Here is a 21,268-nt window from a genome sequence, read left to right on the forward strand (position 1 = left end):
GAAAGGCAATGAAACGCCGCCGCTGATTCGCTATCATGCGCGCTGACTTTGAACTCGCGCGCGTTATGCGCGTCCGGAGAGGGAATGCAGCATGCTGTGGTTTAAAAATTTGATGGTTTATCGTCTTAATCGCGACATTCCGCTGGTGGCAGACGAGATGGAAAAACAGCTCGATGCCTTCTCCTTCACCCCCTGCGGTAGCCAGGATATGGCCAAAACCGGCTGGGTTTCTCCTATCGGCCCCCGTAGTGAAGACCTGACTCACGTTACGAACGGTCAGATTCTGATCTGTGCGCGTAAAGAAGAGAAAATGCTGCCATCGCCGGTGATTAAGCAGGCGCTGGAAGCGAAAATCAGCAAGCTGGAAGCCGAGCAGTCACGCAAGCTGAAGAAGACTGAAAAAGACTCGCTGAAAGATGAAGTGCTGCACAGCCTGCTGCCACGTGCCTTTAGCCGTTACAGCCAGACCTATGTGTGGATCGATACCGTCAATAATCTGATTATGGTCGACTGCGCCAGCGCGAAAAAAGCGGAAGATACCTTAGCCCTGCTGCGTAAAAGCCTTGGCTCTCTGCCGGTGGTGCCGCTGACGCTGGAAAGCCCGATTGAGCTGACGATGACCGAATGGGTGCGTTCCGGTGAACTGCCTGCCGGTTTTGCGCTGATGGACGAAGCCGAACTGAAAGCGATTCTGGAAGATGGTGGCGTAATTCGCTGTAAGAAGCAGGATCTGGTGTGTGACGAGATTGCCAACCATATTGAAGCGGGCAAACTGGTGACTAAACTTGCCCTCGACTGGCAGGAACGTATTCAGATGATCCTCTCAGATGACGGTTCAATTAAACGCCTGAAGTTCTCCGATATCCTGCGCGAGCAGAATGATGATATTGATCGTGAAGACGTCACCGGGCGCTTTGATGCTGACTTTGTTCTGATGACGGGTGAACTGGCTGCGTTAATCAGCAACACTGTAGAAGCACTTGGCGGGGAAGCCGAACGTTAATTTTCTGTCCTGGCGGGCAGAGCTGACAGGTCAAAGTCTCTGCCTGTAGCGCTGACGTGCTGCACGTACGGGTCGGGCATTGCCGACCCGCATGATGAAATTAATCTTTCAGATAGCGGCACAGATACGCTGAAGGCTCTGGCACCTGTAAATGGAATTCGCTGTGGCCCGGCACGTTAAAGATCTGGCCCGGCTGATAGAGTTTCCACTCCACCTCCCCTGGCAGTAACACTTTCAGCGAGCCGCTGACAACCGTCATCTCTTCTGCCTGAGCCGTCCCAAAGGTATATTCTCCCTCTGCCATCACACCCACGCTGGCACGGCCTGTGCTGGCGCTCTCATAACCAATCGACTTTACTTTACCGTCGAAATACTCACTAACGTTGAGCATATAAATTCCTTAAAATCAGAGACAAAGGTAAGTTTGCAGTGTAGAGCCATAATTAACGGCCTGTCACGTAATATTACATTCTGCACACCGCAATCGTGACTCGTGCCAACAGTTCTGCCGTCAGCCGGTCAGAGCGTAATACCGGACACCCTGTGTTTAACCTTAATCGTGATTTCATCAATCTGCGAATCGATACCGCAAATGTTATGGCTTACGCCGAAAGGAAGGTGGTTCCGGATATAACAGAGAGATCCCCTGAGCGAATCAGGGGATCCTTCTGGAGATAATTATCCTGCCTCTGTCGGGCTTTTAGATAATCATCATGACAAGGTCGTGCTACTACAGGAGCCCTGGTGAGGCGTACTTCATATCCCGAAGGAGATGAGGTAATTACTGCACGGCTGAGGTGATATTGCCTCCCAGCCATGCCCGGTCGCCATATTTCCCTGCCAGCTGCCGCGTGACGATTTGCAATGCATCCAGCGCGGAGGATGGACAGGGTGACGCCTGATGTTGTGAAGGAAACGACAGACAGAGTGCCACCGTTTCCCCACGGTGTTTGTTAGTGATAGTGGTGGATACCGCGCTGATCCCCTGTAAGGTCTCATTGCGGGCCATCGCCCATCCCTGCTGACGAATCAGCGCCAGTTCAGCCAGCAAATGCTCCAGCGTCTGCGGTGAATTAGGCGAGTTTACCTGCCATGCCCCGGCATACAGCTGACGCACAAAGTCATCGCTATAGCGTGAGAGGATCGCCCGACCCACGGAGGTTTCAGCCGCAGGTAAACGGCTGCCCGGTGGGGTGACAACCTGGATAAACATCCGCCCCTGGAACATACGCATAACCATAATTTCACGCCCCTCCAGCACTGAGATGTAGCCGGTACAGCTGGATTCTGCGGCCAGTCTCGCCATCATCGACGACGCGCCATCCACCAGCGGCGTGGAGAGATAGTTACTGGCCAGCGTCAGCAGCATATGGCCAACATGAAAACAGCGTGTATCCGGATCGCGCTCCAGCAGCCCTTCGCTTTCCATTGTCGATAACAGGCGCGAGACGGTGCTTTTCGGTAGCCCCAGCGTCTGAGCGATATCAGTGAATGTCAGCCCCGGCTGCCCCTGGCTTACTCCACTTTGATTAAAAAGTTTCAGTACTGCGGTAGCGTTTTCTAAGGTGGTCATACCTTATGTTCCGTTATATGGAACTACTGTTCCTGTTTTGGCATTCAGTTAAACCTACGGCGAGGCTGTTTCAGGGTCAAGAATTTAATTTAATCAGAGAAAAAAAAATGCTACGCGGGGAAATGATGACCGGCGTCCTTGCCGGGAGGAATTACTCTTTCGTCTGGTCTTCATAACGTTTTTTTGCATCCAGCGCTTCCTGCTCAGTTTTGTGCTCGCTGATCAGTGAGTCAGGTTTCGGATGGTCTGCACGTAACTCATACCAGATTACCGATTTGCCGGGTGCGCCTTTCTCGACCGGTACGATGTTCGCTTCTCGTGGATATGGCGGTCTTCCTGGCATAGTGCTCCCCTCTTTGATGTCTGTAAAAGTGCGTGGTCACTGTTATGACCGATACCAAGTATAGACAATCGAAACGGGTTATCAGCGGAGACAGAAGATGAAAGCAGATTTAACGGGTGCAGGCAGTGCTGCACCGGGAGAGTTAGCTGGCGCGGGCGAGAGAAAGAACGCTGAGAATCTGGCTGACTACGGCATCAGGAGAGTGCATCGCGTTAATAATATGGTGCGCCGTCTCACGATATAAACTATCACGCGCCGCCAGTACCTCTACCATCTCTTCCGCGATTGGCCGCCCGGTCAGGGTCGGGCGTTGTTCAGCTTCCGGATAAGCCTCAAGGCGGGCAGCCAGTACGGCGGCATCAGCATTCAGGTAGATGACCTGACCATGCTCACGCATAAATTGGCGGTTCTCTTCTGACAGCACCATGCCGCCACCGGTAGCGATTACGGTCGAAGGCGCTGTCACGGCCTTCAGCGAGGCGGTTTCACGTAAACGAAAGCCCGGCCACCCTTCACGTGCAACAATATCTGCTACGGTTTGCCCACTGGCTTGCTGAAGAGCATGGTCGGTGTCACAAAAGGCGTACCCTAATGCCAGCGCCAGCGCATGACCAACGGTTGTTTTGCCGCAGCCGCGTGCACCGATCAGATAAATAGGTAATGACATAACGGGCACTTTTCCTTTTAGCGAACGCCGACGCCAGAGATTGCGCGCAGCTTACCGACCAATGTTTAACGTTGCAGCGCATGATACCCGACATTGCTCCAGGGGGCTAGTAGTAACGTTTTATTTACAGCACAAAGAGAGATATACCCATCTAACCTCATGTTTAACATAAAGTTACCTGTGTAATTATTTATTTACACCAACAAAAAACAGGCTATATCTGCCGCAACATTTCCTTACTCCAGCATGATTTACTTTCCCACGGGTATTGCCACTATAAAGGCTGTCGCCCGTTTTCGGAGAATCCCTATGCAGAACGAAGAACAGCAGTTAATTGAAAGCCTGTTTACCCGCTTAAAACAGGCGGAATCACAGTCAGGCCCTCGTGACAGTGCGGCAGAAAAATTTATCCAGCAGCAGGTACAGCAGCAGCCAGGTGCCCCGTACTATATGGCGCAGTCCATTTTGATCCAGGAGGCAGCGCTGAAGCAGCTGAACGCGCGCGTCAGTCAGCTGGAAAGCGAACTGACACAGGCCCGGCAACAACCACAGCAGAGCAGCGGCGGTTTCCTCTCCGGGCTGTTCGGTGGCGGCAACCGCGCTCAACCCGTGCAGCCGTCACCTGCTTCTTCACAGCCCTGGGGTAATGCTCCAACGCAGACGCAGCAACAGCCTGCTTATGCTCCGGCAAGCGCCCCTGCCGCTGGCCGTGGCTTTCTCGGCGGCGCATTACAAACGGCCGCTGGCGTGGCAGGTGGTGTGGTGCTGGCTGAGATGCTGACCAGTATGTTCCACCATTCGCAGCCGGAAGAGATTGTAAATATCATTAACGAACCGGCGCTGCCGGATCCTGATTTCAACAATAACCTCGATACCTTTAACGGCGGCGACAATGCCTCTTTTCTAAACCAGGATAACGGCCTGCAACAGGATTTCGCTCGCGACGATTTTAGTAACGACGGCTTTGATGATAATGATTTTGATGACGACAATTTTGTCTGAATAGTGATATTGCCTCTCCTGCCCGGCGGGAGAGGCTCTACCTCATCTGCGCTGTTGCTGAAGCCATTTATCCAGTTCATTAGCAAACTGCTGGCGATCGCGCTGGTTCAGTACCGGCGGCCCGCCCGTTTGTACGCCGCTTGCACGCAGGGTATCCATAAAATCGCGCATCGTCAGGCGCTCACGAATGGTCGCTTCACTGTAGCGCTCTCCACGGGGATTTAGCGCTATCGCCCCTTTCTCCATCACTTCGGCCGCCAGCGGAATATCTGCGGTGATCACCAGATCCCCCGCTTCCACACGCTGAACAATTTCGTTATCTGCCACATCAAAACCGGCCGCAACACGCAGGGTTCGCAGGAAACGCGATGGCGGCACGCTCAGTGACTGATTAGCGACGAGCGTCACCATCATCTGCTCACGCTCTGCCGCACGATACAGCACTTCTTTTATTACTTTCGGACAGGCATCGGCATCAACCCAGATTGGCATCACGATTTCCTTTTAATAAGAGTCGGGAATAATTACGATCTTCAACATTGTTGCGCTCAATGGCAACCTAAAATTCAGATACCCTTTAAGGTTTAAGCCTGACCTGAGCTGAGTTAAGGTGGAGGGAAAGGATCAGCCGGATTCTTACAGACTGTCATTAGCAGGGAGAACATCATGGATAAGAAAGTAGGCTTTATTGGCTGCGGTAATATGTCAAAAGCCATTATTGCGGGCCTGGTCGCCGCCGGGCAGGTCAAACCTGAAAATATTCTGGTTTTCGACCATAAGCCAGCTACCAATCAGGAGATGCAGCAGCAGTACGGGATTACACCGGCAGAGAGTGCCGAAGAGGTGGCAAAGCAGTCCGATATTCTGTTTGGTGCGGTAAAGCCTAATGTGATCCTGTCCGTTCTGAAGGACATTGCCGGGAGCCTGGACAAAGAGACGCTGATTGTCTCTATCGCCGCTGGCGTGACGCTTGATTCGCTGGCTTCCGTTCTGGGCCATGATCGCAAAATTGTGCGCGTCATGCCAAATACCCCCGCGCTGGTCAACGAAGGTATGACCTCGGTAACGCCGAATGTGCTGGTGAGTGCCGAAGAAGCCGATGAAGTGGTGAAAATTTTTAACAGTTTCGGTAAAGCGGCGCTGGTGCCTGAATATATGATCCATGCGGTGGTCGGCGTCAGCGGATCGGCCCCGGCTTACGTGTTTATGTTTATTGAAGCGATGGCAGATGCCGCCGTGCTGGGTGGAATGCCACGCGCTCAGGCCTATCAGTTTGCCGCCCAGGCGGTGAAAGGAGCCGCGCAGATGGTGCTGGAGACCGGCAAACACCCCGGCGAGCTGAAAGATATGGTCTGTTCCCCAGGCGGTACCACTATTGAAGCGGTGAAGGTGCTTGAGCAAAAAGGGTTCCGCTCTGCGGTGATTGAAGCGATGCAGCAGTGTATGGCGAAATCGGAGCGCATGAGCAGAGAGTAATGACCTCGCTGCCGGTTATCATTATGTGGGCCGGATGGCCCACATAAACTCAGCTTTTTTTCAGGCAGTTGCTCATAAAGGTTTTACGCTCATCCCCTTTCAGCATTTTTTCACCGGCCTGAGCATTACAGGTTTTCATCTTCATCTGCTGCGGCGTTATGCCCTCTGCTTTGCTCTCTTTCTTCAGGCAGCTACTCATAAAAGTTTTACGCTCGTCCCCTTTCAGCGCTTTGTCCCCCGCCTGTTGATTACAGATGGTCATCTTTTGTTGCTGTGCAGTTTTCTCTGCGGCGCCAGCATAGCCGGCGGCGGTGAGCGACAACAGGGCTGCTGCTATCAGTAATTGAACTTTCATTCACATACCATCCCAATTTGGTTATAAGCACAATATCAGTGTGGCATGGCTTTTATTTTCAGCGAGTGAATCGGCAGGGAAATTTAAGAAAGGTGATATTAATACGCGCATCGCCACATACATGTGAGCACGACCGCGTTTTAATCAGGCTGGAAATTACTGCCGGGGATGATTCAGCAGGCGCTGGATATAGTTTTCCAGCATAGAGGCGTCTTTAGTATAGTCAGGAGCCATTGAGGTTGATGCGGTGTGCATTGCCTCAGAAATACTGGTGTTGATCTGCTGTAGCTGATTGCTATCCAGCTTGCGCAGCAGTGCCGTCACCACAATTTCCAGCGCTTCAACCTGAGCGACCAGTTCCTTTGACTCTTCTTCTTTTTCCGCCAGTCTGACCAGTAATTCAGCAATGAGATTTTTCATGCGACTGTCTCAGCGAGTTAAAGCAAGACGGTATCATTCTCATAAAAAAAAGAAAACTGATATTCACGTTATAATTTCGTGACTTATGCCCCAAAACAGAGCAATTAATGCACTATTTTTATGCGAAACGTTTCGCTGAATGACGGCTGTTTATCAACGGCCAGAAATAAATCGGGAACGGAATTCGTCCCCGACCTGTCACTCTCTAGCGCCCCTGCTCCATAAAGCCACCGCGAGGGCCGCCGCCACCGCCGCCGCCATGTCCTCCTCCCCAGCCACCGCCACCACCCGGAGGTGGAAACAGACAACCGCTTAATGCTGCGACCAGCGCAATAATACTGACTGTTTTAATAATACGAACCATGATAACCCCTGGTATTGCTGTGAATAACAACTGGCGCTGATAGTAAGCGTCACATCTGTCACCCACAATGCAGAATACTCTGGTTCCCCGCCGTTTTAACCGGAGGTAACGACGCTTAACGCTTTCCTGCTGTTTTACCGCTATTTTCCCGCTATAACCCTGCGGCAGACGGGACATTTACCGATTATCTTCAGCGGAAAATGTTGAGATCGGCATCGCATACCACGCTATTTTTTCTTTACTTCATGGCTGTTCAGCATCAATGTGAGCGCATAACATTTTCGAGGAATCTGGCATGACCGACTTCGCACCACTCTCTCTGCAACAGCTACTGTCTCAGCGTCACTGGGAAAATCCGGCGGTCACGCAGCTTAACCGTCTGCCTGCCCATCCTCCTTTTGCCAGCTGGCGAAACGTGGAGGCAGCAAGGGACGATAGCACCAGCCCAAGTATCCGGAAGCTGAATGGAGAGTGGTGTTTCAGTTATTTCTCTCGCCCGGAGTCAGTTCCTGATGAGTGGATCAGCGCCGATTTACCACAGTCAGACCGCTTAATCGTTCCCGCTAACTGGCAGATGGCGGGCTATGATGCGCCGATATATACCAACGTACAGTATCCGATCCCGGTTGATCCCCCCTACGTTCCGGCCGAGAACCCCACCGGATGTTACTCGCTCACATTCGATTGTCATGCTGACTGGCTGGACAGTGGCCAGACGCGTATTATTTTTGATGGCGTCAACTCCGCCTTCTATCTGTGGTGTAACGGGGAATTTATCGGTTACTCCCAGGACAGCCGCCTGCCCGCTGAGTTTGACCTCAGCCAGAGTTTGCAGGCGGGTGAGAACCGTATTGCCGTGATGGTATTGCGCTGGTGTGACGGCAGCTATCTTGAAGACCAGGATATGTGGCGCATGAGCGGGATCTTCCGCGATGTCAGCCTGCTGCATAAGCCCGCGATCAGGCTGTGTGATGTTCAGATCGAAACGCACCTCAGCCCGGAGTATCGCTCTGCACAGTTAAAAGTGCTGGCCCTCACTTCGCTGACGGATGCCAGCGACTATCAATTACAGGTTACGCTGTGGCGAGAAGAGCAGCAGATTGCCCAATATCAGCAGCCGTTTGGCACTGAAATTATCGACGAACGTGGACGCTACCTCGATCGCACACGCCTGACGCTGCACGTCGATCGCCCCCTGCTCTGGAGCGCTGAAACTCCTGATCTTTATCGCTTGGTAGTAGCTCTGCTGGATGCCGATGGCACCCTGATTGAGGCAGAAGCTTATGACGCAGGCTTCCGTCACGTCGAGGTCAGCGGTGGGCTGCTGAAGCTTAACGGCAAGGCGCTGCTGATTCGTGGCACTAACCGCCATGAGCATCATCCTGAGCATGGGCAGGCGGTAGATGAAGCCACCATGATTCAAGATATCCTGCTTATGAAGCAGCATAATTTTAATGCGGTGCGCTGCTCTCATTATCCAAACCATCCGCTATGGTATCGCCTGTGCGACCGCTTTGGACTGTATGTGGTCGATGAGGCCAATATCGAAACCCACGGGATGCAGCCGATGAACCGGCTGTCTGACGATCCCGCCTGGTTCAACGCCTTCAGTGAACGCGTGACTCGCATGGTGCAGCGCGATCGTAACCATGCCTGCATTATTATCTGGTCGCTGGGTAATGAGTCCGGCCATGGCAGCACCCACGATGCGCTGTATCGCTGGATTAAAAGCCAGGATCCAACTCGTCCGGTTCAGTATGAAGGCGGCGGGGCCGCTACAGCCGCCACCGATATCATTTGCCCGATGTATGCACGTGTCGATCAGGATCAACCGTTTGATGCGGTACCTAAATGGTCGATTAAAAAGTGGATCGGTCTGCCGGAGGAGAACCGCCCGCTGATCCTTTGCGAGTATGCCCATGCGATGGGCAACAGTTTTGGCGGTTTCGATCGTTACTGGCAGGCCTTCCGCCAGTTCCCACGTTTGCAGGGCGGTTTTGTCTGGGACTGGGTCGATCAGAGCCTGACGCACCATGACGAAAACGGTACTCCTTTCCAGGCTTACGGCGGTGATTTTGGCGATACCCCCAATGACCGTCAGTTCTGTATGAACGGGCTGGTATTTGCCGATCGCACTCCTCATCCGGCACTGTTTGAAGCCCAGCGCGCCCAGCAGTTCTTCCAGTTTGAGCTGACCTGTACCGCGCCATTAACCGTGCGTGTTAACAGCGAATACCTGTTCCGCCGCTGTGACAACGAGCAGCTGCACTGGCGTATTGAACATCAGGGGCTGCGGGTGGCTGAAGGGCAGCATACGCTGGATCTTGCCCCGGAAGGAAGTATCGAGCTGACGCTGGGCGCACTGCCTTCGCTGGCGGGTGAGCTATGGCTGCGGGTTGAGGTGATCCAACCTTCCGCGACCTCATGGGCACCTGCGGGACAGCGCGTGGCATGGGATGGCTGGCGTCTGCCTGCTGCACTGTCGCTGCCTCAGCCGCTGGCGGCTGGCGAAATTCCGCAGCTCAGTCAGGATCCACAGTGGATTGAAGCGCAGCATGGAGATCAGCGCTGGCAGTTCTGCCGTCAGAGCGGTGAGCTGGTGCAGTGGCTGCGCAGTGGCGATCCCCAGCTGCTCTCCCCGCTGCGCGATCTGTTTGCCCGTGCGCCTGTTGATAATGATATTGGCATCAGCGAAGCCACGCGCATCGATCCTCATGCCTGGGTGGAGCGCTGGAAACGGGCGGGCCATTATCAACTGGAGAGTCAGCTGCTGCGTCTGCATGCGGACAGGCTTAGTGATGGTGTGCAGATCCGAAGTGAACACGCCTGGCTGGCTGATGGAGAAGTGCGATTCCTCAGCCGTAAATGCTACCGGATCAACGCGCAGGGCGAGATGCATATCGAAGTGGAGGTGGATATTGCCGCCGGTCAGCCGGAACCGGCGCGTATTGGCCTGCGTTGTCAGCTGGCAGAGGTGACGGAAAATGTCAGCTGGCTGGGGCTTGGCCCGCATGAAAACTATCCCGACCGTCGGCTGGCGGCAGAGTTCTCACGCTGGCAGCTGCCGCTGAAGAGTATGAGCACGCCGTATGTCTTCCCCGGCGAGAATGGCCTGCGCGGCGGCACTCAGCAGCTGGAATATGGCCGCTTGCAGGTGAACGGTGAGTTCCACTTTTCACTCAGTCGCCACAGTGTGGAGCAGCTGCGCGCGACTTCGCACCGCCATCTGCTGCACGATGAGCCAGGATGCTGGCTGATTTTAGATGGCTACCATATGGGGGTGGGCGGTGATGACTCCTGGAGCCCGAGCGTCAGTCCGGACTTCCTGCTATCTGAGCGCCAGTACCGTTATCAGCTGCGCCTGTCACTTCCCCGCACAGATACAACCAGGGCATGCTGAAATAGCCGCAGGTAAAGGAGGAAGGTCTGATTTCAGCAGGCCTCCTCCTGCACGCTGTTACAGTATCTATAGCGAGGCACAGCTTAATAACGACTTCACCGCTTAGTGCCACGGTTCAGCACAGCCGTACGCCGCGACTGGCGATAGACCCAGATAAGCTGCACGCTGTTCACCAGCACAACCACCGCCGTGGCGGCAAACACCCAGCGAAAACCGCCGATGGCAGAAATCCCCGACCCCATCAGTGGCCCGATGACGTTCCCGAGATACATAAACGACTGGTTATAGCCAAAAATACGCCCGGTGACCTGGTCGCTGGAGTAGCGCAGCAGCAGTGTCTGAACCGCCGGCATCATCGCCCCATCAGCAAAGCCGAGCAGGAAACGAAAAATTCCCAGCTCTACGGCGCTGTCGGCCCAGGACATACCAACAAACAGCACCACGGAAAAAATCAGCGCAGCAAAGAGAATACGTTCCGCACCGATACGATCGCCGAGCTTGCCAAGCGTGGGGGCCGAAAGCAGCGCCGAGACGCCCGGGATAGCGGCAACCATACCGCTGACAAACGCGATGTTCTGAACGTTCGGTTCAAGTTCACGTACAAATAACGTTAAAATCGGGCTAATTGAACCGTTACAAAGCTGAATCACCAGCGTGGTGACAAACAGACTGATCACCAGCCCCGGGCGACTCAGGGTGTGGAATACCATACTGCCGCTTAGTTTATCCTCTTTCTTCACCCGTGGCGGCCCGCCCTCTTTAATCAGGAACAGAGTGATCATAAAGCTGATCAGCAGCAGCCCGGAAGTAATCAGAAATACTGCCCGCAGCCCGACCCAATCCGCCAGCAGGCCGCCCATCAGCGGCCCCATAATCACTCCGCAGATCTGCGCGGTGCTGACCATACTGAGCGCCCAGCCGCTGCGCTCACGCGGAACCTGCGCCGCCACCAGCGCCATGGCATTGGGAATATAGCCAGAGGTCAGCCCCATCAGCGCGCGCAGCGCCAGCAGCTGCCACACGTTAGTGACAAACGCCTGCAGAAGGATGACCACGCCCATACCAAGCGAAGCACGCAGCAGCATCAGCTTGCGGCCTTTACGGTCGGCAAGGCTACCCCACATGGGCGAGACAATAGCAGAAACAAGGAAGGTGACACTGAAGATCAGGCCCGACCAGAGTGTCAGTGCGCTGTGGTCGGTAATGCCCAGTTGTTCAACATAGAGCGGGAGGAACGGGATAATCTGGCTGATCGCCAGCCCGGTAAACAAACAACCGAACCAGACGGAGATAAGATTTACTTTCCAGGATTCCATCGTGTTGTACGTACAACCTGTCGCGGGGAGCTGAGATTTGAGTGTAACAACACTCGCTACAGCCGTCAGGTTATTCTCAATTACGTTTAATAAAAAATATTAACAGAGAAGCGTTAGCTAAAATCCAGACGCAAAAAACCCGCCATAAGGCGGGTTTTTTGGCTTCGCTTTGTATTACTCAGATTTGACTCTGTGTGATACTCACGAAAAAGTTTCTATCTTACAGAGCAGTAACGTTAGCTGCTGCTGGGCCTTTCTGGCCATTTTCGATAGAGAACTCAACTTTCTGGCCTTCTTCCAGCGTCTTGAAGCCGCCGTTCTGAATTGCAGAGAAGTGTACGAAAACGTCTTTGCTGCCGTCGGTTGGGGAGATGAAACCGAAACCTTTCTCAGCGTTGAACCATTTTACCAAACCAGTCATTTTGTTAGACATGAGTCTTTCCTTCAATATTGTAGTAAGCCACAGTGGGCACAGGGTTCGTCAACAGGGATTACTATGAGGCACTCAAGAAGGAAGTCAGGAAGAAGCTTAGGCTAACGCTTGAACTGAAGACTGCTTTACTAAAATTGCTCGCATACGTGGGTCTGTATCAAAACCGACGAGTGCATTTACTCATAACGCAGACTTGAGTACAAGTGCTGCAAAGATAAAAAACAGATAAAAAGCATAATACCTTGATTTATATAAATATATAATTTTAACTTTTCGTTTAACTTGATATGGCAAGCGTCATTAAGCTATTACTGCCTTAGCTGCACCTGATCATTTGAAGTTAACTCACACATTCCGCGATTCAGTTACACTTCGCATCCCTGTGGGGAAAATGCATGATGATGTGCTCTTCCCCCTTCTATCGCATATAAGGATCCCAGCGATGTTAGATCTGATTAAAGCCATTAGCCTTGGCCTTGTGGTACTGCTGCCGCTGGCAAACCCACTGACCACCGTAGCGCTGTTCCTGGGACTGGCTGGCGACATGAACTATCAGGAACGTAACCGGCAGGCACTACAGGCCTCTGTTTATGTGTTTTCTATTATGGCCGTTGCCTATTACGCCGGAAATGCAGTGATGGATACCTTCGGTATCTCCATTCCAGGCTTACGCATTGCCGGTGGGCTGATTGTCGCCTTCCTCGGTTTCCGTATGCTATTTCCGCAACAGCAGGCAGGGAAATCGGTGGAAGCCGATCACAAAATGGATGAGATGGACGGGCAAAAAAACGTCAATATCGCCTTTGTGCCGCTGGCGATGCCAAGTACCGCTGGCCCGGGTACCATTGCGATGATTATCAGCACCGCCTCAACCATTCACAGCGGTACCCCTTTTGCCCCCTGGATCATTACCGTTGCTCCTCCACTCACCTTTGCTGCCGTCAGCATTATCCTGTGGGGATGTCTGCGCAGTTCCGGAGCGATTATGCGTCTGGTTGGTAAAGGCGGTATTGAAGCTATCTCGCGTTTGATGGGCTTCCTGCTGGTGTGTATGGGCGTGCAGTTTATGATTAACGGCATCCTTGAAGTTATCACCACATACCACAGCTGAGTTGTGCGCTGATGTCAGAAATAAAAAATACTACTTTTTGATACTGGCATTCCAGCACACGCCATCTAGAGTATTAAACAACCAACGCCTGTTTATTTTCCAGGCAGCTGGCGGGCTGTTGTTCTGACAGCCCAGTTCCACTTCGATAGCGTTATCAATTAACTGATCCCCGGTGACCTTATGGCCACCGATGACGCGTTTGTGGAGGTTTGCCATGAGTCAGCAGCTACCGGGCGCCGGGCGCGCCATCACCGATTATTTTAACAGCCCGTCGTTTCATGCACCGAAAGAGAGTGAATTACTGGAAGCGGTCATGCATGAGTTGATGAAGTCCGGCAGAACGCCTAGTAATAAAGCCATAATAGCCAGTGTGATTGATCGTCTGGAGCAGGAAGTTGATGAGTCGGTACTTGAAGGTTATCGCAATCTACTGGCCCAGATTCTGGCAGGCACCCGATAGGAAAAAACGTCACGCTGCGGGCAAAAAAAGTCCCGCACAAGGCGGGAGAAGACGAGCATTGCATATTTTTCAGCGTGACGAGGAAATCACGTTTATTGCTGGCTTTACCCTATCCCGCTGACGTTGCAGCAAGATGACAATGCTGCGCTGTTTTCTTCCCCTCACTATTCCCTATACGAATGTTTACACACCTGATGATTGCCATTCGTCATGACCTCTTTAAGATAAGCGCCTACTCAGGCGGAGGCAGGACATGCGCAACTGGCACAACACACTGATAAACCAATTTAAGAAGGTCAGCAATTACCTGCTGCTTCCTCTTCTGGTCATGATTTTATTTATTCGCCTGATCGACGGTATTCGCGCCCCAAATCTTCCCGACGATATCGCCGTGCAGATTCTGCATACCATCGACGGGAAGAATCTGACGCTGGCGGAACTGAGTGAGAAAACGCCTCTACTGGTCTGGTTCTGGGATCGCTGGTGCGGAACCTGCCATGACACCATCCCGCTGCTGATGAAACTGAATGACAAGCATACCAATGTGCTGACTATCGCTAATCGCTCAGGCAATGACATTAACATTGTGCGCTTTTTAAATGGACATCATCTGACGCTACCCGTGGTAAACGACAACCACGGCGAACTGGCTGCCCGCTGGCAGATAACCACCACGCCCACGCTGCTGATTGTGGCAAAAGGGGAAGTTGTTGGTACCACCAGCGGCTGGACAAGCGCACCGGGGATTGGCTTACGCCTCTGGTGGGTAAGAAAATGGCATTATTGATCGATGAATGGGGCGACTATCAAACAGCCGCCCGCCCTGAAGGGATACAGGGTGACCACAATTATCCGCAGTAGACCCGGCTAATCACGTTCTGCTTATCGCCCATAAAGTTGATGCGATTAAGATTGAAGTCCATGGTGACGGCAGAGTTATACGGTATTGCACGTACCGTGCGGTCAAAACGCAGCGACTCAATCGCCGACAGCGGCTTGCCAACATATTGCTGATATTGCGATGCACCACACATATCCATTTCTGGATCGACCGGGGCCGTTGCTGCACTTTTCTCACTGCCAGACTGGCATCCCGATAAAGCAATCAGTGCTGCAAATACGGCAATTTTTCCATAATGTTTCACGGTTATTTCTCCTATCCAAGCGTAAAAAAACGGCAATGTCTTTGAAAGACTAACAGATTACCGCGATATTGCGCAGTCATAATCCCACCTGGCATACCGTGCGCTGAAACCGTTGAGACGCACGTATTGTTCACAATTAAACCAACCATTAGCTATTCTTTTAAGAGTTATCTCAACAGAGGATCTGCTGATGGAACTGGTCATTTTTATCACATTCACCGTTATCATGACCCTGGTTGCTGTCCGGGTTCGTTAACCTCTGTCCGCGCTTCTGCCTCCTTGTTCAGAAGCGCGTTTCCCACTATTCCCTGTGGCTCGACAGCTTCAATGGTGCTTGCTAACATCGCATTTTTCCTGCTGCTATCGGGCCATATCCATGACACCATCGACCGACCGGGTGAACCATACCCTGCTTTGCGCAGGTGTATTTATGGTCTGGTACGCCATTACGGTGATACTCAGCAGTTTTCCTCATTTTGAGCTGCTGAAAAGTCGCGGCCTGCTGATGCCGATACTCTGCCTGTTTGAATTTGCCGCTCTGGTGCCAATCTATCGCTGGTATCTGCGTAGCTATTCCGACATTCCATTGGGCCATCTGCGGGCACGCCAGTCACTGCTGTTTAGCGTACTGCTGCTGGCGGTGATTGCCAGTCAGTCACTCTACCTGCGGCAGGAGAGCTGGACAGGCGAGCAACTCAGCCACAGTAATCTCAATCTGCTGTGGTTTACCCTCGCAGTAGTGGTTCTGGCTCCGGTATTTGAAGAGATACTGTTTCGCGGCTTTATACTCCAGGCTTTTATGATGTGGGCACCGCGTCAGCGTATCGCCTGCTCGCTGCTGGCCTCGATTATTTTCGCCGCCATGCATACCCAGTACGTGCATCTGCAAACCATGATTGCCCTGATGATACTTTCGCTGCTGCTGTGTGCGGCACGCATAATCTCTGGCGGACTAAAACTACCGATATTCCTCCATATGCTGAACAACCTCCTGGGCATCGGTCCAATGCTGTGGAGCGCTCTCAGTCAATAGCTATCGCTTCCTGGCGCTGACGGGAAATTTATAACCGTTTTTTTTGGCTTATAACTTCCAGGCATAACGATAGCGAATAATCTACTATTATTCTTATCGCTTGTTCCCTTACACTCGCCAAAAATGTCACCTCAGGAAACGTCATGAAAATTGCAGTCCCTTCTGTTATCGCCCTGGCACTGGCAGCATCCTTTGCTGCATCGGCCGCGACGCCTGCTGACACTCTGGTTATCGCCCAGTCCATCGATGATGCGAAAAGCTTCGATCCGGCAGATGGCTTCGAACTGACCTCAGTACAGGCATTCACTAACCTGTATCAGCGCCTGGTGCAGTCTGACCCGCAAAATCCGATCGATCTCAAACCTACGCTCGCCACCAGCTGGACTCCGGGCAGCGATAACCGCAGCATGACGTTTACCCTGCGTGAAGGGGCCAAATTTGCCTCTGGCAATCCGCTGCGCCCGGAAGATGTGATCTTCTCGCTGTCGCGTGTGGTCAAACTTAATCTCGACCCCTCCTTTATTCTGACCCAGCTGGGCTGGACAAAAGAGAATGTCGACGCCCAGCTTAAGAAGATCGACGATAATCATGTGCAGATCAGCTGGAGCGCGAATGTCAGTCCGACCTATGTCCTGAGCCTGCTGGCCGCACCGGTTTCATCCATCGTTGATGAAAAAACCGTGACCGCGCACGAGCAGAACGGCGATCTGGGTAATAAGTGGCTGGCGCTGAATTCCGCAGGCAGCGGCCCGTATCAGATTCGCAAATACATTCCTCATGAGGTGGTGCTGTTCAGCGCTAACCCGACCTCTCCGGCGGGTGCACCGAAGCTGAAGAATGTGCTGATTAAGAACGTGCCTGAACCTGCTGCCCGCCGCCTGCTGCTGGAGCAGGGGGATGCCGATATTGCGCGTAACCTGGGTGCTGACCAGATGGCGTCCCTGAAAGGGAAAGCGGGCGTGAAAACCCTCGCGGTGCCAATGGCCTCTCTGTATTACATTCAGTTCAACATTGATGCTAACCCGGTGCTGAAAAACCCGGCACTGTGGGAAGCTTCGCGCTATCTGTTCGACTATAAAGGCATCGCTAACGACCTGCTGAAAGGTCAGTTCCAGGTGCATCAGTCATTCCTGCCGGAAGGTTTCCTCGGCGCGCTGAATGAAAACCCGTACAGCTACGACCCGGAAAAAGCCAAAGCGATTCTGAAAAAGGCGGGCCTGACCAACGTCAGCTTTAAGCTGGCCGTCAGCAACCAGCCGCCGTATCTGGATATTGCCCAGGCATTACAGGCAAGCTTTGCCAAAGGTGGCGTAAAAGTTGAGGTGCAGCCGGGTATCAGCTCTGAAGTAGCCACCCGCGTGAAAGCCCATCAGTACGAATCAACCCTGAATGCCTGGGGCGCGGACTATTTCGATCCGAATACCAACGCCGCCGCCTTTGCCTATAATCCTGAAGATGGCAGCAAAACGCTGGCATGGCGCTCTAACTGGCATATTCCTGAACTGAGCAAGCAGACGCTGGCCGCCACGGCAGAAACCGATAAAGCTAAACGCGTTGAGCTGTATGAAAAAATGCAGCGCGAAGTGCAGAAAAACTCACCGTATGTTATCGGCATGCAGGCCAGGAATCTGGTGGCGCTGCGCGATAACCTGAAAGGCTACGTGCAGGGGATCAACCCGGATATGGTTTACTACAGCCAGGTCACCAAGTAATGGCGGTAGCCGAACACAGCGCCGGGTCTTCTGCCCGGCTTTTCTGGCGCCGTAGCGGTGGGGCACTCAGTGCCCTGCTCTCGCTGGTGGTGACGCTGCTGGGGCTGCTGGTGTTTACCTTTGCTCTCTCGCATCTTTCCCCGGTCGATCCGGTATTGCAAATCGCAGGCGATCACGCCAGCGAGTCTACCTATGCTCAGGTGCGCGCCAGCCTCGGGCTTGATCAGCCGGTACCGCTGCAATTCTGGCACTATCTGGAACACTTAGTGCGCGGCGATCTTGGTATCTCCAGCATCACTAATCAGCCCGTTGCCAGCGATCTGCTGCGCACCTTCCCGGCCACTATTGAGCTGGCGACGTGCGCGATGATCTTTGGTGCGGTGTTTGGCATTTTGCTGGCACTGCTGGCAGCATGGAAGCCAGGCAGCGTGCTGGATAACGTGGCGCGTATGATCTCCCTGCTGGGCTATTCGGTGCCGGTTTTCTGGCTCGGATTGCTCGGATTGCTGCTGTTCTACGCGGTGCTGCACTGGTCTGCCGGGCCGGGACGTCTGGATGATATCTGGATTTACACCCTGGAACCGAAGACCGGTCTGGTGCTGATCGACAGCTGGCTCTCCGGTGATATGGAGATGTTCCGCAACGCCATTGCTCACCTGTGGCTGCCGGTGGTGGTGCTCGGCCTGCTATCGATGGCAACCATTACCCGCCTGCTGCGCGCAGCTCTGCTGGAAGAGAGCAGTAAAGAGTATGTCACTCTTGCTCGTGCCAAAGGTGCGAGCCGTGGGCGTATTCTCCTGCTGCATATTTTCCCTAACGTACGCGGGACGCTGATTACCGTGCTGGCGCTCTCTTATGCCACGCTGCTGGAAGGTTCGGTGCTGACTGAAACCGTCTTTGCCTGGCCTGGCGTCGGGCGTTATATGACCACCGCGCTGTTCGCCTCCGATACCCCGGCGATCCTCGGCTCCACCCTGCTGATTGGCGGCTGCTTTATCGCCATCAATGCGCTGGCGGATGCGTTAACTTATCTGACCGACCCGAGAACCCGATGACGCAATCTCTTTCTGAAACTGCAAGCGTCAAGCCGCGCGCGCGGCGTACACGTCGTAATATTACGCTAACCATTGGCCTTAGCCTGGTTGCCCTGTTGATTTTTGCCGCGCTGTTTGCACCGCTGCTGGCCCCCTTTGATCCCAATGCCCAGGAGATGGGCGTGCGCCTGATGCCGCCTTCCGCCAGCCACTGGCTGGGCACCGATGGTTTTGGCCGCGACCTGTTATCCCGGGTGATTTACGGCGCACGGCCTACCCTGCTGCTGGTGTCGCTGATTCTGGTACTGACCATTCCGGTAGGCATGCTGATCGGTATCAGCGCCGGTTATCTCGGCGGCTGGAGTGAGCGCGTACTGATGCGTATCACCGATATTTTTCTCTCGCTACCTAATCTGGTGATTGCGCTGGCGCTGGTGGCCATGATGGGACCAGGATTAATGAACGGTGCACTGGCGCTGGCGCTGACCAGCTGGCCGCCATTCGCACGCCAGGCACGAGCAGAGACGCTGGCGCTGCGCCGTAGCGACTATCTTGCCGCCGCGCGAATGCAGGGAATTAACGGCATACGTCTGATGTTTGGCCATATTTTGCCGCTCTGCCTGCCAACTGCCGTGGTGCGCGCCGCCCTGAGCCTCGGAGGGATTATTCTCTCCGCAGCGGGCCTCGGGTTCCTCGGTATGGGCATTCAGCCGCCGACCGCTGAATGGGGTTCGATGGTGGCCGAAGGCAGCAAAGTGATTTTTGATCAGTGGTGGGTGGCTGCCGTTCCCGGTGGCGCGATTCTGTTCGCCAGCCTGGCATTTAACCTGACAGGCGATGGCCTGCGTGACCGACTGGATACCCGCAATGGCAACTGATTCCTCTGCACAGATCGTCGCTGACGGTTTGACGATTAGCAGCGCTGACGGTATAGCGCTGGTGAAAAATATCAGCTTTACCCTTGGACGTGAGCGCGTGGCGCTGGTCGGGGAGTCCGGCTCCGGAAAATCATTAACCGCACGCTCGCTGATGGGGCTGCTGGCCCCGTCACTGCAAGTTCAGGCCAACACGCTGAGTATCGCCGGTGAGGATGCCCTGACGCTTAACGAACGGCGCTGGAGCCAGCTGCGCGGCAGTCAGCTTGGCATGGTGATGCAGGATCCGAAATACGCGCTCAATCCACTGCGCACCATTGGCTGGCAGGTAGCAGAACCTCTGAAGCTGCATGGCCGTTTCAGCCGTGCGGAAATCAAAGAAAAGGTCTGCGATATGCTTGATGCCGTCGGCCTGCCGCAGCCAGCAGAGCAGATGAAACGCTATCCGCATCAGCTCTCCGGCGGTATGGGTCAGCGCGTTATGCTGGCCATGGCGCTGATCGCCGAACCGCGTTTTCTGATCGCCGACGAACCCACCTCCGCACTCGATCACGCGATGCGCGATCAGGTGCTGGGACTGATCCGCAACCTGGTGGAGCAGCGTAATATGGGCCTGCTGCTGATCAGCCACGATCTGCAACAGGTTTCTGAACATTGCGAGCGCGTGATGGTGATGTATCAGGGCGAAGTGCTCGATCAGCTGGCGGCGGCAGATTTACCGAATGCTACTCATCCCTACACCCGTACGCTGTGGTCATGCCGCCCGAACAAATCAACCCGGGGTAAACCGCTGCCGGTACTGGATCGCGAAGCGCTGGCAAGGGGACTCAGCCATGATTGAATTATCCCAACTGAGCGTGGCTCACAAGCAGGGCTATGACCTGCGTACCGTTGTCCATGATGTGACGCTTTCAGTTAGTCCCGGTGAATGTTTCGGGCTGGTTGGCCCTTCCGGCTGTGGAAAATCGTCGCTGCTATGGGTGATGGCGGGATTAAATCCGCACTGGCAGGGCGAGATGCAGCTGGCGGGTCATCAGGCGCAGCCGGGCAAGCCATTTACCGGGCAGCTCAGACGTGATGTACAGATGGTATTTCAGGATCCGTATGCCTCACTGCATCCCCGCCATCGCCTGCGTCGTACCCTGGCCGAGCCGCTGAAACTGCTCAAAACAGACAATATTAATGATCGCATCGATCAGGGCTTCCGACATGTCGGACTGGATCCGGCCCTCGCCGATCGCTATCCGCATCAGATTTCTGGCGGTCAGCGTCAGCGCGTTGCCATCGTACGGGCACTGCTGCTTGAACCTAAAATCCTGCTGCTGGACGAACCCACCTCAGCGCTGGATATGTCGGTGCAGGCAGAGATCCTCAATCTGCTGAATCAGCTTAAACAGCAGGACAACCTGACGATGGTACTGGTGAGCCACGATCCGGATGTGATCGACCATATGTGCGATCGCGCCGTACAGATGGCGCAGGGCCGTATCGTTGGTTAACCTGGTTCTGTTTTTAACAGCTAACCATAGTCAAATACGGCATTTCT

Annotated in this window: 24 protein-coding genes; 13 read left to right on the forward strand and 11 right to left on the reverse strand. The window is 53.8% G+C overall.

Translation table 11 applies throughout. The annotated features are described in order from the left end of the window. Nucleotides 1–91 precede the first annotated feature (91 nt). Entirely contained in the window at nt 92–1,003 is a 912-nt protein-coding gene (gene rdgC / locus GN242_RS16450; protein WP_154752421.1) for a recombination-associated protein RdgC, read from the forward strand. 100 nt (nt 1,004–1,103) lie between these two features. Here rdgC and ppnP read toward each other — a convergent pair whose 3' ends face one another. The 4 genes from ppnP to aroL form a co-directional block, all read right to left on the reverse strand. Continuing rightward, complete coding sequence (gene ppnP / locus GN242_RS16455; RefSeq protein WP_154752422.1) at nt 1,104–1,394, reverse strand: pyrimidine/purine nucleoside phosphorylase; 291 nt, start codon at nt 1,392–1,394, stop codon at nt 1,104–1,106. Nucleotides 1,395–1,784: 390 nt separating this feature from the next. Then, on the reverse strand, nt 1,785–2,576 hold the full coding sequence (locus GN242_RS16460) for an IclR family transcriptional regulator (protein WP_154752423.1): 792 nt from the start codon (nt 2,574–2,576) through the stop codon (nt 1,785–1,787). Between the two features lie 151 nt (nt 2,577–2,727). Further along, nucleotides 2,728–2,919 (reverse strand): YaiA family protein, encoded by a 192-nt coding sequence (locus GN242_RS16465; protein ID WP_154752424.1) that lies wholly within the window; start codon nt 2,917–2,919, stop codon nt 2,728–2,730. Between the two features lie 142 nt (nt 2,920–3,061). Then, nucleotides 3,062–3,586, reverse strand: coding sequence for a shikimate kinase AroL (gene aroL, locus GN242_RS16470; RefSeq protein WP_154752425.1), 525 nt, complete (start codon nt 3,584–3,586; stop codon nt 3,062–3,064). 309 nt (nt 3,587–3,895) lie between these two features. Here aroL and GN242_RS16475 point away from each other — a divergent pair, with 309 nt between their 5' ends. Further along, complete coding sequence (locus GN242_RS16475; RefSeq protein WP_156287846.1) at nt 3,896–4,588, forward strand: DUF2076 domain-containing protein; 693 nt, start codon at nt 3,896–3,898, stop codon at nt 4,586–4,588. Nucleotides 4,589–4,630: 42 nt separating this feature from the next. Here the strand turns inward: GN242_RS16475 and GN242_RS16480 are convergent, their stop codons facing one another. Continuing rightward, complete coding sequence (locus GN242_RS16480) at nt 4,631–5,080, reverse strand: YaiI/YqxD family protein (protein ID WP_154752427.1); 450 nt, start codon at nt 5,078–5,080, stop codon at nt 4,631–4,633. Between the two features lie 171 nt (nt 5,081–5,251). Here GN242_RS16480 and proC point away from each other — a divergent pair, with 171 nt between their 5' ends. After that, nucleotides 5,252–6,064: a pyrroline-5-carboxylate reductase gene (gene proC / locus GN242_RS16485; protein WP_156287847.1), complete on the forward strand. Its 813-nt coding sequence runs from the start codon at nt 5,252–5,254 to the stop codon at nt 6,062–6,064. A gap of 49 nt (nt 6,065–6,113) precedes the next feature. Here the strand turns inward: proC and GN242_RS16490 are convergent, their stop codons facing one another. The 3 genes from GN242_RS16490 to GN242_RS21665 all read right to left on the reverse strand — a co-directional run bounded on the left by GN242_RS16490 (nt 6,114) and on the right by GN242_RS21665 (nt 7,203). Beyond that, a complete protein-coding gene (locus tag GN242_RS16490; protein ID WP_154752429.1) occupies nt 6,114–6,419 on the reverse strand; it encodes a PsiF family protein in 306 nt (101 codons plus the stop codon). A 156-nt stretch (nt 6,420–6,575) separates the two neighbouring features. Then, entirely contained in the window at nt 6,576–6,839 is a 264-nt protein-coding gene (gene iraP / locus GN242_RS16495) for an anti-adapter protein IraP (protein ID WP_154752430.1), read from the reverse strand. 205 nt (nt 6,840–7,044) lie between these two features. Continuing rightward, entirely contained in the window at nt 7,045–7,203 is a 159-nt protein-coding gene (locus tag GN242_RS21665) for a hypothetical protein (RefSeq protein ID WP_195918348.1), read from the reverse strand. Nucleotides 7,204–7,498: 295 nt separating this feature from the next. On the opposite strand from GN242_RS21665, the gene GN242_RS16500 reads away from it, so the two are divergent. Beyond that, nucleotides 7,499–10,603 carry a beta-galactosidase gene (locus tag GN242_RS16500; protein WP_156287848.1) on the forward strand — a complete coding sequence of 1,035 codons (3,105 nt, stop codon included), beginning with the start codon at nt 7,499–7,501 and terminating at the stop codon, nt 10,601–10,603. Nucleotides 10,604–10,698: 95 nt separating this feature from the next. On the opposite strand, the gene GN242_RS16505 is transcribed toward GN242_RS16500, so the two are convergent. Together GN242_RS16505 and cspE are read right to left on the reverse strand one after the other, a co-directional pair. Further along, on the reverse strand, nt 10,699–11,919 hold the full coding sequence (locus tag GN242_RS16505; RefSeq protein WP_154752432.1) for a multidrug efflux MFS transporter: 1,221 nt from the start codon (nt 11,917–11,919) through the stop codon (nt 10,699–10,701). 220 nt (nt 11,920–12,139) lie between these two features. Then, nucleotides 12,140–12,352, reverse strand: a complete 213-nt coding sequence (gene cspE / locus GN242_RS16510) for a transcription antiterminator/RNA stability regulator CspE (protein WP_013200976.1) — start codon at nt 12,350–12,352, stop codon at nt 12,140–12,142. 442 nt (nt 12,353–12,794) lie between these two features. On the opposite strand from cspE, the gene GN242_RS16515 reads away from it, so the two are divergent. From GN242_RS16515 to GN242_RS16525, 3 genes are all read left to right on the forward strand, one after another. Next, nucleotides 12,795–13,463 carry a MarC family NAAT transporter gene (locus tag GN242_RS16515; protein ID WP_154752433.1) on the forward strand — a complete coding sequence of 223 codons (669 nt, stop codon included), beginning with the start codon at nt 12,795–12,797 and terminating at the stop codon, nt 13,461–13,463. A gap of 214 nt (nt 13,464–13,677) precedes the next feature. Continuing rightward, a complete protein-coding gene (locus GN242_RS16520) occupies nt 13,678–13,923 on the forward strand; it encodes a biofilm development regulator YmgB/AriR family protein (protein ID WP_156287849.1) in 246 nt (81 codons plus the stop codon). A gap of 253 nt (nt 13,924–14,176) precedes the next feature. Further along, nucleotides 14,177–14,710, forward strand: a complete 534-nt coding sequence (locus tag GN242_RS16525; RefSeq protein ID WP_154752435.1) for a thioredoxin domain-containing protein — start codon at nt 14,177–14,179, stop codon at nt 14,708–14,710. Between the two features lie 61 nt (nt 14,711–14,771). Here GN242_RS16525 and GN242_RS16530 read toward each other — a convergent pair whose 3' ends face one another. Continuing rightward, the gene (locus GN242_RS16530) at nt 14,772–15,068 is read right to left on the reverse strand and encodes an I78 family peptidase inhibitor (RefSeq protein WP_156287850.1); all 297 of its coding nucleotides are present in this window, start codon (nt 15,066–15,068) and stop codon (nt 14,772–14,774) included. A 376-nt stretch (nt 15,069–15,444) separates the two neighbouring features. Here GN242_RS16530 and GN242_RS16535 point away from each other — a divergent pair, with 376 nt between their 5' ends. The 6 genes from GN242_RS16535 (at nt 15,445) to GN242_RS16560 (ending at nt 21,221) form a co-directional block, all read left to right on the forward strand. Further along, the gene (locus tag GN242_RS16535) at nt 15,445–16,101 is read left to right on the forward strand and encodes a CPBP family intramembrane glutamic endopeptidase (protein WP_156287851.1); all 657 of its coding nucleotides are present in this window, start codon (nt 15,445–15,447) and stop codon (nt 16,099–16,101) included. 143 nt (nt 16,102–16,244) lie between these two features. After that, nucleotides 16,245–17,813, forward strand: coding sequence for an ABC transporter substrate-binding protein (locus GN242_RS16540; protein WP_156287852.1), 1,569 nt, complete (start codon nt 16,245–16,247; stop codon nt 17,811–17,813). Continuing rightward, nucleotides 17,813–18,868 carry an ABC transporter permease gene (locus GN242_RS16545; protein WP_154752439.1) on the forward strand — a complete coding sequence of 352 codons (1,056 nt, stop codon included), beginning with the start codon at nt 17,813–17,815 and terminating at the stop codon, nt 18,866–18,868. The genes GN242_RS16540 and GN242_RS16545 overlap by 1 nt, the downstream gene beginning before the upstream one ends. Next, nucleotides 18,865–19,725, forward strand: a complete 861-nt coding sequence (locus GN242_RS16550) for an ABC transporter permease (RefSeq protein ID WP_154752440.1) — start codon at nt 18,865–18,867, stop codon at nt 19,723–19,725. Before GN242_RS16545 ends, GN242_RS16550 begins: the two co-directional genes overlap by 4 nt. Further along, complete coding sequence (locus tag GN242_RS16555) at nt 19,715–20,563, forward strand: ABC transporter ATP-binding protein (RefSeq protein ID WP_154752441.1); 849 nt, start codon at nt 19,715–19,717, stop codon at nt 20,561–20,563. The genes GN242_RS16550 and GN242_RS16555 overlap by 11 nt, the downstream gene beginning before the upstream one ends. After that, nucleotides 20,556–21,221, forward strand: a complete 666-nt coding sequence (locus tag GN242_RS16560; RefSeq protein WP_154752442.1) for an ABC transporter ATP-binding protein — start codon at nt 20,556–20,558, stop codon at nt 21,219–21,221. Before GN242_RS16555 ends, GN242_RS16560 begins: the two co-directional genes overlap by 8 nt. Nucleotides 21,222–21,268: the final 47 nt, after the last annotated feature.

This window comes from Erwinia sorbitola (assembly GCF_009738185.1).
In the GTDB taxonomy this organism is placed as follows: Bacteria; Pseudomonadota; Gammaproteobacteria; order Enterobacterales; family Enterobacteriaceae; genus Erwinia; species Erwinia sorbitola.

Excerpts from the sequence above, each read along its gene's own strand:
- GN242_RS16540 (WP_156287852.1), top strand. The coding sequence starts at position 16,245 with ATGAAAATTGCAGTCCCTTCTGTTATCGCCCTGGCACTGGCAGCATCC.
- GN242_RS16515 (WP_154752433.1), top strand. The coding sequence starts at position 12,795 with ATGTTAGATCTGATTAAAGCCATTAGCCTTGGCCTTGTGGTACTGCTG.
- GN242_RS16460 (WP_154752423.1), bottom strand. The coding sequence starts at position 2,576 with ATGACCACCTTAGAAAACGCTACCGCAGTACTGAAACTTTTTAATCAA.
- ppnP (WP_154752422.1), bottom strand. The coding sequence starts at position 1,394 with ATGCTCAACGTTAGTGAGTATTTCGACGGTAAAGTAAAGTCGATTGGT.
- GN242_RS16560 (WP_154752442.1), top strand. The coding sequence starts at position 20,556 with ATGATTGAATTATCCCAACTGAGCGTGGCTCACAAGCAGGGCTATGAC.
- GN242_RS16465 (WP_154752424.1), bottom strand. The coding sequence starts at position 2,919 with ATGCCAGGAAGACCGCCATATCCACGAGAAGCGAACATCGTACCGGTC.
- GN242_RS16550 (WP_154752440.1), top strand. The coding sequence starts at position 18,865 with ATGACGCAATCTCTTTCTGAAACTGCAAGCGTCAAGCCGCGCGCGCGG.
- cspE (WP_013200976.1), bottom strand. The coding sequence starts at position 12,352 with ATGTCTAACAAAATGACTGGTTTGGTAAAATGGTTCAACGCTGAGAAA.
- GN242_RS16545 (WP_154752439.1), top strand. The coding sequence starts at position 17,813 with ATGGCGGTAGCCGAACACAGCGCCGGGTCTTCTGCCCGGCTTTTCTGG.
- GN242_RS16505 (WP_154752432.1), bottom strand. The coding sequence starts at position 11,919 with ATGGAATCCTGGAAAGTAAATCTTATCTCCGTCTGGTTCGGTTGTTTG.
- GN242_RS16525 (WP_154752435.1), top strand. The coding sequence starts at position 14,177 with ATGCGCAACTGGCACAACACACTGATAAACCAATTTAAGAAGGTCAGC.
- rdgC (WP_154752421.1), top strand. The coding sequence starts at position 92 with ATGCTGTGGTTTAAAAATTTGATGGTTTATCGTCTTAATCGCGACATT.
- GN242_RS16480 (WP_154752427.1), bottom strand. The coding sequence starts at position 5,080 with ATGCCAATCTGGGTTGATGCCGATGCCTGTCCGAAAGTAATAAAAGAA.
- aroL (WP_154752425.1), bottom strand. The coding sequence starts at position 3,586 with ATGTCATTACCTATTTATCTGATCGGTGCACGCGGCTGCGGCAAAACA.
- GN242_RS16490 (WP_154752429.1), bottom strand. The coding sequence starts at position 6,419 with ATGAAAGTTCAATTACTGATAGCAGCAGCCCTGTTGTCGCTCACCGCC.
- GN242_RS21665 (WP_195918348.1), bottom strand. The coding sequence starts at position 7,203 with ATGGTTCGTATTATTAAAACAGTCAGTATTATTGCGCTGGTCGCAGCA.
- GN242_RS16555 (WP_154752441.1), top strand. The coding sequence starts at position 19,715 with ATGGCAACTGATTCCTCTGCACAGATCGTCGCTGACGGTTTGACGATT.
- GN242_RS16475 (WP_156287846.1), top strand. The coding sequence starts at position 3,896 with ATGCAGAACGAAGAACAGCAGTTAATTGAAAGCCTGTTTACCCGCTTA.
- iraP (WP_154752430.1), bottom strand. The coding sequence starts at position 6,839 with ATGAAAAATCTCATTGCTGAATTACTGGTCAGACTGGCGGAAAAAGAA.
- GN242_RS16535 (WP_156287851.1), top strand. The coding sequence starts at position 15,445 with ATGACACCATCGACCGACCGGGTGAACCATACCCTGCTTTGCGCAGGT.
- GN242_RS16520 (WP_156287849.1), top strand. The coding sequence starts at position 13,678 with ATGAGTCAGCAGCTACCGGGCGCCGGGCGCGCCATCACCGATTATTTT.
- GN242_RS16500 (WP_156287848.1), top strand. The coding sequence starts at position 7,499 with ATGACCGACTTCGCACCACTCTCTCTGCAACAGCTACTGTCTCAGCGT.